General features: G+C 73.9%; 10 protein-coding genes and 1 pseudogene. 8 read left to right on the top strand and 3 right to left on the bottom strand.

All coding sequences use genetic code 11. From position 1 onward, the window contains the following. Window positions 1-14: 14 nt before the first annotated feature. Together RMN57_RS05650 and RMN57_RS05645 are read left to right on the top strand one after the other, a co-directional pair. Window positions 15-632, top strand: a pseudogene (locus RMN57_RS05650) (carbohydrate binding domain-containing protein); the annotation flags it as partial. Window positions 633-674: 42 nt separating this feature from the next. After that, the gene (locus tag RMN57_RS05645; protein ID WP_380237499.1) at window positions 675-1772 is read left to right on the top strand and encodes a chitinase; all 1098 of its coding nucleotides are present in this window, start codon (window positions 675-677) and stop codon (window positions 1770-1772) included. A gap of 147 nt (window positions 1773-1919) precedes the next feature. Here RMN57_RS05645 and RMN57_RS05640 read toward each other — a convergent pair whose 3' ends face one another. Together RMN57_RS05640 and RMN57_RS05635 are read right to left on the bottom strand one after the other, a co-directional pair. Continuing rightward, window positions 1920-4175, bottom strand: a complete 2256-nt coding sequence (locus tag RMN57_RS05640; protein ID WP_313762261.1) for an MMPL family transporter — start codon at window positions 4173-4175, stop codon at window positions 1920-1922. 192 nt (window positions 4176-4367) lie between these two features. Next, window positions 4368-5741: an FAD-dependent oxidoreductase gene (locus RMN57_RS05635; protein ID WP_313762260.1), complete on the bottom strand. Its 1374-nt coding sequence runs from the start codon at window positions 5739-5741 to the stop codon at window positions 4368-4370. A gap of 145 nt (window positions 5742-5886) precedes the next feature. Between RMN57_RS05635 and RMN57_RS05630 the strand changes: the two genes are divergently transcribed. From RMN57_RS05630 to RMN57_RS05605, 6 genes are all read left to right on the top strand, one after another. Continuing rightward, a complete protein-coding gene (locus RMN57_RS05630; RefSeq protein WP_313762259.1) occupies window positions 5887-6423 on the top strand; it encodes a YrhB domain-containing protein in 537 nt (178 codons plus the stop codon). 73 nt (window positions 6424-6496) lie between these two features. Beyond that, the gene (locus tag RMN57_RS05625; RefSeq protein WP_313762258.1) at window positions 6497-7039 is read left to right on the top strand and encodes a DUF6245 family protein; all 543 of its coding nucleotides are present in this window, start codon (window positions 6497-6499) and stop codon (window positions 7037-7039) included. A 145-nt stretch (window positions 7040-7184) separates the two neighbouring features. Next, window positions 7185-8918 (top strand): acyclic terpene utilization AtuA family protein, encoded by a 1734-nt coding sequence (locus RMN57_RS05620; RefSeq protein WP_313762257.1) that lies wholly within the window; start codon window positions 7185-7187, stop codon window positions 8916-8918. Then, entirely contained in the window at window positions 8915-10513 is a 1599-nt protein-coding gene (locus tag RMN57_RS05615) for a carboxyl transferase domain-containing protein (RefSeq protein WP_313762256.1), read from the top strand. Before RMN57_RS05620 ends, RMN57_RS05615 begins: the two co-directional genes overlap by 4 nt. A 137-nt stretch (window positions 10514-10650) precedes the next feature. Continuing rightward, the gene (locus RMN57_RS05610; RefSeq protein WP_313762255.1) at window positions 10651-12594 is read left to right on the top strand and encodes a biotin carboxylase N-terminal domain-containing protein; all 1944 of its coding nucleotides are present in this window, start codon (window positions 10651-10653) and stop codon (window positions 12592-12594) included. 154 nt (window positions 12595-12748) lie between these two features. Continuing rightward, a complete protein-coding gene (locus RMN57_RS05605) occupies window positions 12749-13942 on the top strand; it encodes an acyl-CoA dehydrogenase family protein (RefSeq protein WP_313762254.1) in 1194 nt (397 codons plus the stop codon). Between the two features lie 58 nt (window positions 13943-14000). On the opposite strand, the gene RMN57_RS05600 is transcribed toward RMN57_RS05605, so the two are convergent. Beyond that, complete coding sequence (locus tag RMN57_RS05600) at window positions 14001-14627, bottom strand: class F sortase (protein WP_313762253.1); 627 nt, start codon at window positions 14625-14627, stop codon at window positions 14001-14003. Between the last annotated feature and the right edge of the window lie 33 nt (window positions 14628-14660).

The following is a 14660-nucleotide window of genomic DNA, read 5'->3' as shown; positions in this document are numbered from 1 at the left end:
GAAGGGAGCACAGCATGTTTCGTCGGAGGTCGCGTACCCCACGCCTGCCGGGCGCGTTCCGCCCAACTCCGGATCCCGGTCGCCCCGAAGGCGATCGGGCCGGGAACGAGCCGCTCCGGAGCGCTCTCCGGCCGGGGGCGGCCGTGACACGTGCGCCGCAGGTGAACCGGGTCGGCCCCGCCGAGCACGGCCCGACCGTCCTGCGGCGCTCCCTCGCCGTGGTGAGCGCCGCCGCCGTCATCGCCGGCGGCATCGCCGTGGCCGGTTCCGTCACGGCCGGGGCCGTCACGCCCAACCTGGTGGCCAACCCGGGATTCGAGAACGGACTCTCCGGCTGGACCTGCTCCGGCGGTTCCGGCGCGGCCGTCGGGAGTCCGGTCCACACCGGAGCCTCCGCGCTCAGAGCCACGCCGACCGGCCAGGACAACGCCCAGTGCAGCCAGACCGTCAGCGTGCAGCCCAACTCCCAGTACACGCTGAGCGCCTACGTCCAGGGCAGCTACGTGTACCTGGGCGCCACCGGTGCCGGCATCACCGGTACCCCGTCCACCTGGACGCCGAACAGCCCGTCGTACGGCCCGCTCAGCGTCGGCTTCACCACCGGGCCGAACACCACCTCGGTGACCGTCTACCTGCACGGCTGGTACGGGCAGCCGGCGTACTACGCGGACGACGTGTCGCTCACCGGTCCCGGCGGCAGCAGCCCCACGCCGACCACCGCACCGCCGACCACGACGGCGCCGCCGACCACCGCGCCACCGACCACGACCGCTCCGCCCACCACCACCGCTCCGCCGACCACCACACCGCCGGGCGACACCTGCCCCACGAAGCCCAGGCCGGCGGGCAAGGTGCTGCAGGGCTACTGGGAGAACTGGGACGGCGCCGCGAACGGCGTCCACCCGGGCATGGGCTGGGTCCCCATCACGGACAGCCGGATCGCCGCGCACGGCTACAACGTCATCAACGCCGCCTTCCCGGTGATCCTCTCGGACGGCACCGTGCTGTGGCAGGACGGCATGGACGCCGGCGTCAAGGTCTCGACCCCCGCCGAGATGTGCCGGGCCAAGGCGGCCGGGTCGACGATCCTGATGTCGATCGGCGGTGCCGCCGCAGGCATCGACCTGAGCTCCGCCACCGTCGCCGACCGGTTCGTGGCGACCGTCGTGCCGATCCTCAGGAAGTACAACTTCGACGGGATCGACATCGACATCGAGACCGGCCTGTCCGGGAGCGGCGACATCAACACGCTGTCCGCCTCCCAGGCCAACCTGGTGCGCATCATCGACGGCGTGCTGGCCCAGATGCCCGCGGGCTTCGGCCTGACGATGGCGCCCGAGACGGCCTACGTCACCGGCGGAAGCGTCACCTACGGGTCGATCTGGGGCGCCTACCTGCCGATCATCAAGAAGTACGTCGACAACGGGCGACTGTGGTGGCTGAACATGCAGTACTACAACGGCAGCATGTACGGCTGCTCCGGCGACTCCTACCAGGCCGGGACCGTCCAGGGCTTCACCGCGCAGACCACGTGCCTCAACAGCGGCCTGACCGTCCAGGGCACCACCGTCAAGGTGCCGTTCGACAAGCAGGTGCCCGGTCTGCCGGCCCAGCCCGGCGCGGGTGGCGGCTACATGGCGCCGGGCCTGGTCGGCCAGTCGTGGAACGCCTTCGGTGGTGCGCTGAAGGGGCTGATGACGTGGTCGGCCAACTGGGACGGCTCGAAGGGCTGGACCTTCGGCGACAACGTGAAGTCCCTCCAAGGTCGTTGACGCCCCGCTGAGTCCCGCGCGGCCGGCGGGCCCCGCCTGCGGGAGAGGCCGGCGGAGATCGTAAGCTGCCTGCGTTCCGGCGACCGCCGGAACGCAGGCAGTGGGCACCCGCGCGCCACACGCCGTCGGGCGAGCGGCGGGGCCGGCTCAGACCCGCTCCTCCTCGACCGCCGCGACCTCGCTCTCGCCCTCGGTGTCGATGTGCGGCAGCACCCGGTCGAGGAAGCGCGGCGTCCACCAGGCCGCCGCGCCCAGCAGCGTCATCACCGCCGGTACCAGCAGCAGACGGACGACGGTGGCGTCGATCAGCACGCTGACGGCCAGGCCGAGGCCCATCATCTTGATCACGATGTTGTCGCTGACGATGAAGGCGGCGAAGACGCTCACCATGATCAGCGCGGCGCAGGAGATCACCCGGGCGGTGATCTCCAGGGCGTGTGCGACGCTGCCGTGGCTGTCGCCGGTCCGCAGCCACGCCTCGTGGACGCGGGAGAGCAGGAAGATCTCGTAGTCCATGCTCAGGCCGAAGACGATCGCGAACATCATCATCGGCACGTAGCTCTCGATCGGCACCGTCCCCGACACCCCGAGCGCCGGCCCGCCCCAGCCCCACTGGAACACCGCGACCACCACGCCGTACGAGGCCGCGATCGACAGCAGGTTGAGCACCGCCGCCTTCACCGCGATGAGCAGGCCGCGGAAGACCACCAGGATGATCAGGAAGGCGAGCCCCACCACGACCGCGATGATCGGCAGCAGCCGGCTCGACACGATGTCCAGGAACTCCACCTGGGCCGCGGTGGTGCCGGTGAGGTAGGTCTTCGCGCCGGTGCCCGCCACGGCCTGCGGCAGCACGGTGTCCGAGAGGCCGTCGACCAGATCGGTGGTGCTGCGGTCCTGCGGCCGGTCCGCCGGGATCACCGTGCCGAACAGCACCGCGCCGTCCGGGCTGGTCTGCAGCGGGGTGGCGCTCGCCGCGTTCGGCACGCCGGTGAGGGCCTGCTGCAAGGAGGTGAGGAGCGCGGGCCGGGCGTCGGCCGGGACGGCGCTCTGGTCCACGACCACGGTCAGCGGTCCGTTGGAGCCCGGGCCGAACGCGTCGGACATCAGGTCGAAGGCGCGCCGGTCGGTGAACGTCGTCGGGTCGGCGCCGTCGTCGATGTGGCCGAGCTGGATCGAGAACAGCGGCACCGTGAGCACGCCGAGGATCACCACGCCCGCCACCAGGTACCGCCACGGGCGCTGCTCGACGCGCCGGGCGTACCGGTGCCAGACCCCGGTGGCCTCCTCACCCGGCGCGCTGCCGGTCTCGGCGACCGGCTTGCGCACCGAGAACCGGTCCATCCGGCGGCCGATCAGCCCCATCAGCGCCGGCAGCAGGGTGAGCGCGCCGAGCACCGCCGACACCACGGTGACCGCGGCGGCGGCCCCGAGCTTGGCGATGAACGAGATGCCCGACACCGAGAGCCCGGAGAGCGCGATGATCACCGTGCAGCCCGAGACCAGGACCGCCCGTCCACTGGTGGCCACCGCCTGGCCGGCCGAGGCCACCGGGCCCGCCCCGTCCATCAGGTTCTGGCGGTGGCGGGTGAGCAGGAACAGCGCGTAGTCGATGCCGACGCCGATTCCGATCATCGTGGCCAGGGTGGGCGCGACCGTGGCGAAGGTGGACAGCGCGGCGATCAGGCCGAGCACTCCGAGGCCCACCACCGCCGCGAACAGGGCCGTCAGCAGCGGTAGGCCCGCCGCGATCGCACTGCCGAAGCCCACCAGGAGGACGACGATCGCCACCGCGAAGCCGATCGCCTCGCTGAGCCGGTCGTCCGGCGCCGGCCGGGCCAGCTCGCCCAGCGGCCCGCCGTACTCCACCTCCACACCGGCCGCCCGCATCGGTGCGACGGCGGCGTCCACGCCGTCCAGGTACCCCTCGCCGAGCTCGGTCGGGTTGGTGTCGAACCGGACGGTGATGTAGCCGGTCAGCCCGTCCGTGGCGAGCGGCCCGCCGGGCGGCGCCGGCTGCCCCGCGGGCGGCAGCGGGCTCTGGACCGAGAGGACGTGCGGCAGTTGCTGGAGCGCGGCGACGGACTGGCCGATCTGCGCCTGGAAGCCGGTGAGCGGCTGCGCGTCGTTCAGCACCACCTGGGAACTGGTGCCCGCGGCGGCCGGCACGTGCGCCTGCAGCAGGTCCTTGCCCCGCTGCGCCGAGGTCCCCGGCAGCGAGAAGTCGTCGGAGTACGAGCCGCCGACCGTCTTGTTGGCCGCCTGTACCCCGGCGAGCGCGGCGATCCACAGCACGATGACGATCACCGAGTGGCGCGCGCACCACTCGCCCAGCGTGCGCAGCGCCGAGCGGTTGGCCGCCGGCGCGGCGGCCGGTGGGGGTCGGCGGGTGGACGGCGGCACGGCGGCTCCTCGGGGCGGGGCTGTCGGCGGGTGCGTGGCTGCGCACCGGTCCGGAGGGTCGTTCCCCCTCCGCGCCGCCGGCTCCCGGTGACCGGCCGGTAGTCGCCCCGTCAGCCGTGCCCGGGGGCGCCTCGGCAGCTCTGCCCCTGGCGCCCCCGTGCCCGCCCGGCCACCCGTGGTGCCGCGGCGGGCTCAGGCCGGGACGAGGGCGTCCCACTGCTCCCGGGTCGGGCCGTCGTGCGTCGGCGAGAAGTCCGGACGGGCGGCCAGCCAGGCGGTGACGTGCCGGTCCACCTCCTCGCTGCCGTAGGCCTCGTCGGCCGGTTGCACGAGGTGGCGCACCCGGGCCCGCGCCCTCATGACCACGGGATCGTCGAAGGCGCAGGCGGCCAGGGCGGCGGCCCGCCGGTCCGAGAGCGGCGCGCTCTCGGCGAGGCGTTGCGCGTTGACGCGGTCGGCCGTCACCTGCGCGTCGAACCAGGGGCGGAGGCTCTGCGCCGCCCAGGCGTGGTAGTCGGCCGGGTCCGCGGCGATCCGGTCGACGTGGGTGGCGAGGTACTGGGCGGCGCGGAGACCGAGGGCCACGCCGTGGCCCAGGGTGGGGTTGGTGTGGATGAGGCTGTCCCCGGCGTTCACCAGACCGGTGACGACGGGTCCGTCGTCGTCGGCGAGGGAGGTCCAGCGGTTGTCGAGGCCGGCCATCGCCAGGACGGCCGACTGCGGTTCGGGGTCCAGGTCGAGCCAGGCGGCGCAGGCGGGGAAGCGGCGGGCGGCGGCCTCGAACACGGTGGGGTCGGTGAGTGCGCCACGGGTCGGATCGCCCGTGGAGAGCACGAGGTTCACCGCGAAGGTGTCGTTGTCGGACGGGAAGACGCCGGCGAGTGCGAACGGTGCGGCCGAGCCGGTCTTCACCTGGCCGGGGTCGCGCGGGCCCTCGGCACGCAGGCGGTACCAGCGGCAGAGGTAGGCGATCCCGGCGCGGTGGCTGTCGACCACGGGCGGGCGGCAGCCGGCCGCCACCAGCCAGGCGGGAACCGGGGAGCGCCGACCGGACGCGTCGACGACGAGGTCCGCCCGGTGCGCCTCCCCGTCCGCCCGGACGCCGGTGACCCGCGCGGGCCGGCCCGCGCCGAAGGTGAGGGCGTGCACCCGGCAGCCGCGCCGTACCGCGACGGCGGGCTCCCGCCGCACGGCCGCGGCCAGGGCCGCCTCCAGCACGATGCGGCGGGTGCGCAGGGTCACCAGCTCCTCGTCGCCGGCCCGGTGCGGCGGATGCGCACCGAACCAGTCGAAGTCGTGGTACTCCCGGGCTCCGCGCGCCAGCAGGTCCGCGTAGACGTCGGGGGCCTCGGCGCGCAGTACCGTGCGCACGGGTGCGAGGAACGAGTGGGGTTGGACGGCCTGTGGGACCCGGGGCCTGCTCCAGTCGAAGAAGTCCCGGTCGAGGTCCTCGCCGGGCTCCCGTGCGTCCTGCTCGAACACGGTGACCGTGTGGCCCCGCCTGCCGAGCAGGAGCGCCGTCCCCAGCCCGCTGATACCCCCGCCGATCACTGCAACCCGCGCCACTGGCTCCCCTTCGCGTCGTGTTGCGGAGCGAGCCTACTACTCGGTGATCTTGGGCCGGGCACCGCCCCGGACCGTCGTGGGGGAGCGGGGGGCTGCGCCGGCGTCGGCGCCGAAATCCGGTTGACCTGCCGGGAATGATGGGAGCGTGATCTCCAAGGAGCGAGCGGTCGAGCTGGTCAACGCCCTGCTGGCGCGGGAGCTGCCGACCTGGGAATGGGCGAGGCTGATTCCGGAGCTGGTCGTGTACGCCGTCGAGGAGCGGTCGGTCGGGTGGCTCGCCTACTGGACCACGCCGGAGGCCGCCCGCGATCCCGCTCGGCGCGGAACCCTCCACGGCGGCCCCTACCTGGTCGACCGGGAGGACGGGAGCATCCACCGGGTTCCCGGCGTCGACTGGCACGACGACTGGGAGGAGCGCTACCTCCGGGACGTCAAGGGCGTCAGGATTCCCGACCCGCTCGCCGCCGAGGTACGCCGCCTCGCCGCCTCCGCCGGGACCGCCGCTGCCATGCAGCACCTGCGCAAGGAGGCCCCGCGGATCGGCCTGCAGGAGGCCAGGGCCTACGTGACGGTCGTCGCGGAGGGGAACGAGCCGCCCGAGGAACTGGCGATCCTCACCCGCAAGCCTCGTCGCTGGGGCGAACCGGACCCGATCGAGACGGTCGCCGGCCCGGTGCTGTAGCGGCCTGCGCATTGGCCCCTCACGCCGGTCCCTCGGCCGGTAGCGTGCCGGTATGACAAATGATGACACCCCGATGACGGTAGAACAGATCACCGCGGCGATGGGGGCGTTGGGCCTGTACGACGGCAGGAACACCCCGGCCGTGCACGACGAGGTCGCCGCACAGTTCGGCAGCGCCGACATCTACCGGGTACGGCTGCTCAACTCCCTGCTGGGCTCGGTACAGCGGGAGGCGATGCTCGCCGATGAGATCGAGATGGACGAGGAGAACGAGTACGGCGTGTGGGAGGAGCAGCTGAAGTCGGCCGGGGCCTATGACGACACGGTCGCACAGACGACCTTCGTGCGTTGGCAGACCCGGCGGGCGAGCCTCCCGATGGAGGTCCTGGCCCGGTTCGAGGACACCGGCCCGCTGCCGGCCGCCACCGCCAACGCCTCCGAGGCGCTGCTGGTGCTGCTCGACGCTTTCCGCGCACTCCACGTGGCGTACCAGGCCGATGACGTCCAGGCCGCCGCCGCCCAGACCGAGCTGCTGGAACGGGCCAAGGAGTCGCTGCAGGCCGCCATCCAGAACACCGACCGAATGCTGGACCTGCTCAAGGGCATGGGCCGCTAACCGTCCCGACCGCCCGGCCGGGGAGGGCCGCTCGGCCGCCGGTGGAAAACAAGCATGCATGATTGCTTTTTCTTCCCGACGGTGCCACGCTGCTGCGCGACGGCGAGGGTGGCGGGCGGTGGGCCACCGGTGGGGAGGTGGGGCTGTGGGGTCGGCGGCGGTGCTGCGGGTCGGGAACGCGTCCGGGTTCTACGGGGACCGGTTCTCGGCGGTGCAGGAGATGCTGACGGGCGGGCCGCTGGACGTGCTCACCGGGGACTACCTGGCCGAGCTGACCATGCTGATCCTGGCCCGGGACCGGATCAAGGACCCGGCGACGGGCTACGCGAAGACCTTCCTGCGCCAGATGGAGGAGTGCCTCGGGCTGGCGCTGGAGCGCGGGGTGCGGATCGTGGTGAACGCGGGCGGGCTCGCGCCGGCCCGGCTGGCCGAGGCGCTGCGGGAACTGGCCGGGCGTCAGGGGCTGGATCCCGCCGTCGCCCACGTGGAGGGGGACGACCTGCTGCCACGCCGGGCCGAACTCGGGCTGCCGGAAGGGCTGTTGGCGGCCAACGCCTACCTCGGGGCGTTCGGCGTCGCCGAGTGCCTGAAGGCCGGGGCGGACGTGGTGGTCACCGGCCGGGTGACCGACGCGGCGCTGGTCGCCGGGCCGGCGATCGCCCACTTCGGGTGGGCGGCGGACGAGCTGGACGCGCTCGCCGGGGCCGTGGTCGCCGGGCACGTACTGGAGTGCGGGGCACAGGCGACCGGGGGCAACTACGCCTTCTTCCGCGAGCACGACGTCACCCGCCCGGGCTTCCCGATCGCCGAGCTGCACGCCGACGGCTCCAGCGTCATCACCAAGCACCCGGGCACCGGCGGCGCCGTCACCACCGGCACGGTCACGGCCCAACTGCTGTACGAGACGGGCGGTGCGCGCTACCTCGGGCCGGACGTCACGGCCCGGCTGGACAGCGTCCGGCTCACCCAGGAGGGTCCCGACCGGGTGCAGATCGACGGCGTGCGCGGCGAAGCGCCCCCGTCGACGCTCAAGGTGGGGCTGAACAGCCTGGGCGGGTACCGCAACGAGGTGGTGCTCGTCCTCACCGGGCTCGACATCGAGGCCAAGGCGGCGCTGGTGCGGCGACAGCTGGACGAGGCGCTGCCGCCCGAGGTGCGGCCGGCCGGGATGCGCTGGACCCTGGCCCGCACCGACCACCACGACGCGGACACCGAGGAGGGCGCCTCCGCGCTCCTGCGGCTCACCGCCCGGGACCGCGACCCGGCCAAGGTCGGGCGCGAACTCGGCAAAGCGGCAGTGGAGTTGGGGCTGTCCGGCTACCCCGGCTTCCACCTCACCGCCCCGCCCGGGCCGGGATCGCCGTACGGGGTGTTCACCGCCGCGTACGTCGACGCCGAGGAGGTGGAGCACACCGCCGTGCTGCCCGACGGCGGCCGGATCGCGATCGCGCCCGCACCGCGGAGGGTCGCCCCGCCAGTCCCCGCCGCGGACGGTCCCGGCGCGCCCGTCCCCGCCGCAGGTCTTCCCGCCCCGCTGCCGCCCGGGCCCGCCCGCCGGGCGCCGCTCGGCCTGGTGGTCGGCGCCCGCAGCGGGGACAAGGGCGGCGACGCCAACCTCGGCGTCTGGGCCCGCGACGACGCCGGCTGGAGCTGGCTCGCGCACACCCTCGGCATCGATCTGCTGCGCCGGCTCCTCCCCGAAACCGCGGACCTGCCGATCGAGCGGCACCTGCTCCCGAACCTCCGCGCGGTCAACTTCACCATCACCGGCCTGCTCGGCGAGGGCGTCGCCGCCCAACACCGCTTCGACCCGCAGGCCAAGGCCCTGGGGGAGTGGCTCCGCTCCCGCCACCTCGACATCCCGGAGGCGCTGCTGTGACCGTCCTGCCCACCCGCCTCGACCCGGCCGGTGCCGACTACGCCGAGCACCGCGCCGCCATGCTCGGCAAACTCGCTGATCTCGACGCCGAACACGCGAAGGCGCTGGCCGGCGGCGGGCCGAAGTACGTCGAACGGCACCGCAAGCGCGGCAAGTTGCTGCCCCGCGAACGGATCGAGCTGCTGATCGACCAGGACTCGCCGTTCCTCGAACTCTCCCCGCTCGCCGCCTGGGGCAGCGACTACCCGGTGGGCGCCGCCCTGGTGACAGGCATCGGGGTGATCGAGGGCGTCGAGTGCGTGATCACCGCCAACGACCCGACCGTACGCGGCGGCGCCAGCAACCCCTGGACGCTGCGCAAGGCGCTGCGCGCCAACGAGATCGCCCTCACCAACCGCCTCCCGCTGGTCAACCTGGTCGAGTCCGGCGGGGCCGACCTGCCCAGCCAGAAGGAGATCTTCATCCCCGGCGGGGCCCTCTTCCGCGACCTCACCTGCCTCTCCGCGGCCGGAATCCCCACCGTGGCGGTGGTGTTCGGCAACTCGACGGCCGGCGGCGCCTACGTGCCGGGGATGTCCGACCACACCGTGATGGTGAAGGAGCGGGCGAAGGTCTTCCTCGGCGGACCTCCGCTGGTGAAGATGGCCACCGGCGAGGAGTCCGACGACGAGTCGCTGGGCGGAGCCGAGATGCACGCCCGCACCTCCGGGCTCGCCGACCACTTCGCCGTCGACGAGCCGGACGCGCTGCGCCTGGCCCGCCGGGTCGTCGCGCGCCTCGACCACCGCAAGCCGGGCCCCGATCCGGACGTGAACGCCGAGCCGCCGAAGTACGACGAGGACGAGCTGCTGGGCATCGTCCCGGGCGACCTCAAGGTGCCGTTCGACCCGCGCGAGGTGATCGCGCGGATCGTCGACGGCTCGGACTTCGACGAGTTCAAGCCCCTGTACGGGGCCAGCCTCGCGACCGGCTGGGCCCGGCTGCACGGCTACCCGGTCGGCATCCTGGCCAACGCGCAGGGCGTGCTGTTCAACGAGGAGTCCCAGAAGGCCGCCCAGTTCATCCAGCTCGCCAACCAGCGCGACATCCCGCTGCTGTTCCTGCACAACACCACGGGCTACATGGTCGGCAAGGACTACGAGCAGGGCGGCATCATCAAGCACGGCGCGATGATGATCAACGCCGTCGCCAACTCCCGCGTCCCGCACCTGTCGGTACTGATGGGCGCCTCGTACGGGGCCGGCCACTACGGCATGTGCGGGCGGGCGTACGAACCGCGGTTCCTGTTCGCCTGGCCGAGCGCCAAGTCGGCGGTGATGGGCCCGCAACAGCTGGCAGGTGTGCTGTCGATCGTGGCGCGGCAGTCCGCCGCGGCGAAGGGGCAGCCCTACGACGAGGATGCGGACGCCGCGATCCGGGCCATGGTCGAGCAGCAGATCGAGGCGGAGTCGCTGCCGGTCTTCCTCTCCGGCCGGCTCTACGACGACGGGGTGATCGACCCGCGCGACACCCGGACGGTGCTCGGCCTCTGCCTCTCGGCGATCCACAACGCCCCGGTCGAAGGCGCCCGCGGCTACGGCGTCTTCCGGATGTGACGGCGCCTGCGCCCGGCGTCCGTGCCCCGGACCTGCGCCCGGCGCGACGCCCGCACCGGTTGAGCGCCGGGCGCCGAACCCCGAGAAGCCACACGCGACATGCGACACGCCACACGCGACATGCGAGGAACCCTGACGTGATCACCAACCTGCTGGTCGCCAACCGCGGCGAGATCGCCCGCCGGGTCTTCCGCACCTGCCGGAGCCTGGGCATCGCCACCACGGCGGTCCACTCCGACCCGGACGCCGGCGCCCCGCACACCCGTGAGGCCGATGCGGCCGTCCGGCTGCCCGGCGCCGCGCCCGCCGACACCTACCTGCGCGGCGACCTGATCGTGAAGGCCGCCCTGGCGGCCGGTGCCGACGCCGTCCACCCCGGCTACGGATTCCTCTCCGAGGACGCCGAGTTCGCCCGCGCGGTGATCGACGCGGGCCTGGTCTGGATCGGCCCGCCGCCGGAGGCGATCGCCGCGATGGGGTCCAAGACCGCCGCCAAACGCCTGATGGCGGCCTCCGGCGTCCCCGTGCTGGACGCGGTCGCCGCGCCGGTCGAGGCCGACCTGCCGCTCCTGGTCAAGGCGGCCGCCGGGGGCGGCGGCCGCGGCATGCGGGTGGTCCGGCGGTTGGACGAGCTGGCCGACGGACTCGCCGCCGCCCGCGCCGAGGCGGCGAAGAGTTTCGGCTCCGACGAGGTCTTCTGCGAGCCCTACCTGCCGACCGCCCGGCACGTCGAGGTCCAGCTGATGGCCGATGCGCACGGGACGGTCTGGGCGGTCGGCGACCGCGACTGCTCGCTGCAACGGCGGCACCAGAAGGTCGTCGAGGAGGCGCCGGCCCCGGGTCTCGCCGACGAGGTGCGCACCGCCCTGCACCGGGCCGCGGCGGACGCCGCCCGGGCGATCGGCTACACCGGCGCCGGAACGGCGGAGTTCCTGCTCGCCGCCGACGGCCGGTTCTTCTTCCTGGAGATGAACACCCGCCTCCAGGTCGAGCACCCGGTGACCGAGGCGGTGACCGGGCTCGACCTCGTCGCCCTCCAACTCGCCGTCGCCGAAGGCGAGAAGCTGCCCGAGCGCCCGCCGGCGACGGTCGGCTGCGCGATCGAGGCCCGCCTCTACGCGGAGGACCCGGCACGGGACTGGCAACCGTCGACCGGACCCGTCCGGCGCTTCGAACTTCCGCTTCCGTACGAGGAGTTCAGCGGCCGCGGGCTACGGCTGGACTCCGGCGTCGAGCCGGGCAGCGAGATCACCGTGCACTACGACGCCATGCTGGCGAAGCTGGTCGCCTGGGCGCCCACCCGGGCCGCCGCCGCCCGCCGCCTCGCGGACGCACTGAGCCGGGCCCGCATCCACGGCCCGGACACCAACCGGGAGTTGCTCGTCCGGGCCCTGCGCCACCCGGCCTTCCTGGCCGGGGACGTGCACACCGCGTTCCTCACCGAGCACGCGGCCGACCTGCACCTCGCCGACCTGAACGCGGAGCAGGCCGAGCACCGACCGGCCGCGCTCGCCGCCGCGTTGGCCGACGCGGCCGAGCGCCGATCCGGGCGCGCGCTGCCGTCGGGCTGGCGCAACCTGCCCTCCCAGCCGCAGACCAAGCGGTACGCGGCGGCCGACGGCACCGAGTTCGAGGTCCGCTACCGATTCGGCCGTGGCGGGTTGGAAGCCGAGGGCCACCCGGGCACCGAGCTGGTCTCGGCCACGCCGACCCGGGTCGTCCTCGCCGTCGACGGCCTGCGGCGCGGCTACGACGTGGCCCGCTACGGCGACCGCGTCCACGTGGACGGCCCGACCGGCGGCACCGTGCTCACCGCGCTGGAGCGGTTCCCCGACCCCGCCGACCACACCGACCCGGGTGCGCTGCTGGCCCCGATGCCCGGCACGGTGGTGCGGACCGCCGCCGCCGTCGGCGACGCCGTCAAGGCCGGGCAGCCGCTGCTCTGGCTGGAGGCGATGAAGATGGAGCACCGCGTGGCCGCCCCGGCCGACGGCGTCCTCACCGAACTCCGCGCCACGCCGGGCCTGCAGGTCGAACTCGGCGCCCTGCTTGCCGTCGTCCAGCCGCACCGGCCGGGCTAGCCGCGCCGGCCGGGCTAGCCGCTTCGGCCGCACCGGCCGCACCGGCCACGCAGGCCGAAGCCCGCGCGCACCGCCCCGAGACACCCGCACCACCCCCAACCCCAAGGCCCGCCACTACCCATACCCCCGAACCGCCCGGAAGGACGTACTGCCCATGTCCGCACCGCGCACCACCACGCCCACCGTCGGCAGCCGGCTCATCGAGACGCCCGAGCGCCAGGCCCTGCGCCGCGCCGTCGCCGAACTCGGCAACCGCTACGGCTCCGCGTACTTCCTCGGCAAGGCCCGTGCCGGCGAGGCCGCCGAGGAGCTCTGGGCCGAGGCCGGCAAGGCCGGCTACCTCGGGGCCAACCTGCCCGCCGAGTACGGCGGCGGGGGCGGGGGCATCACCGACCTCGCCATCGTGCTGGAGGAGCTCGGGACCGCAGGTTGCCCGCTGCTGCTGCTCGTCGTCTCCCCGGCGATCTGCGGTACGGTCATCGCCCGCTTCGGCACCGAGGAGCAGAAGCGCCGCTGGCTGCCCGGACTCGCCGACGGCACCCGGCGGATGGTCTTCGGCATCACCGAGCCGGACGCCGGCTCCAACTCCCACCGCATCTCCACCGTCGCCCGCCGCGACGGCGAGGACTGGCTGCTGACCGGCCGGAAGGTGTTCGTCTCCGGCATCGACCACTGCGACGCCGTGCTGTTCGTGGCCCGGACTGAGGACGCCCGGACCGGCAAGCTCAGGCCGGCCCTGTTCGTCGTGCCGCGCGAGGCGCCGGGCTTCGAGTACCGGGCGATCCCGATGGAGCTGGTGTCCCCCGAGAAGCAGTTCCAGGTCTTCCTGGACGACGTCCGGCTGCCCGCCGACGCCCTCGTCGGCGACGAGGACGCGGGGCTGCTCCAGCTCTTCGCCGGACTCAACCCGGAGCGGATCATGACCGCGGCCTTCTCGCTCGGGCTCGCCCGCCAGGCGCTCGGCAAGGCGGTCGAGTACGCGAAGACCCGCACGGTCTGGTCGACGCCGATCGGTGCCCACCAGGGCCTGGCCCACCCGCTGGCCCAGTGCGCGGTGGAGATCGAACTGGCCCGGTTGATGAACCAGAAGGCCGGTCTGCTCTACGACGAGGGCGACGACCTGGCGGCCGGCGAGGCGGCCAACATGGCCAAGTACGCGGCGGGCGAGGTCGCGGCCAGGACCGTCGACCAGGCCGTGCAGACCCTCGGCGGCAACGGGCTCACCCAGGAGTACGGGCTGGCCGCCCTGATCGCGGCGACCCGGGTCGGCCGGGTGGCGCCGGTCAGCCGGGAGATGGTCCTCAACTACGTCGCCCAGCACACCCTCGGTCTGCCCAGGTCCTACTGAGCCCCCGCCGGACCCCGAGCGCCGCCACCGGACGGAGACCGCCACCGGACGGCGACCGCTACCGGACGGAGGAGAGATGGGCGAAGACGACGGTGTTGGACTCGTAGCCGGTGCGCCGGTCGAACGTGCCCCCGCAGGTGATCACCCGCAGCTCCGCCCCCTCCGTGTCGCCGTACACCGCGGCGTCCGGGAAGTCCTTCTTCGGGTACACCCGGACGCCGTCGACGGTGAAGACGGCCGTCCGCCGGTCCTTGCGGAGGACCTCCACGGTGTCGCCTGGGCGCAGCAGCCCCAGCCGGTAGAAGACGGCGGGGCCGGTGCGGTTGTCGGCGTGCCCGATCGCGACGGCGTTGCCGCGCTCCCCGGGGGTGGCGCCGTCCCGGTACCAGCCGGTGAGGTTGTCCTGGCTCATCGGAGGGGTGGTCAGGTGCCCGGCGGCGTCGAGGCCGAGGCCGACGACCGGCGCGTCCACCTTGATCGCCGGGATCCGGAGCCGGGTGGGCTCGGACGGGGGCAGGGGAGCGTGTACCGGTCCGGTCACCCCGGGCGGCGCGGCCGGACCGGCCGGCGGTGCGGCCACCGCCGGGCCCGACGGCGCGGGCTCGCGGGCGCCCGGGGGTGCGCCCCCGACCGCGCCGGCCGGGGGCAGCGGCGGGCCGCCGCGGGCGGCCGAGCCGTCGTGCACCAGCCACGCTCCGGCGACCGCCGCGAGGGCGAC

Origin of the sequence: Kitasatospora sp. CM 4170, from assembly GCF_032110285.1 — a bacterium.
Taxonomy (GTDB): domain Bacteria; phylum Actinomycetota; class Actinomycetes; order Streptomycetales; family Streptomycetaceae; genus Kitasatospora; species Kitasatospora aburaviensis.
Note: the sequence above shows the minus strand (reverse complement) of the source record. Positions and strands in the feature narration are given on the sequence as shown.

Coding starts and splice junctions, on each gene's coding strand:
- RMN57_RS05625 (WP_313762258.1), top strand. CDS start 6,497: ATGACGGTAGAACAGATCACCGCGGCGATGGGGGCGTTGGGCCTGTAC.
- RMN57_RS05605 (WP_313762254.1), top strand. CDS start 12,749: ATGTCCGCACCGCGCACCACCACGCCCACCGTCGGCAGCCGGCTCATC.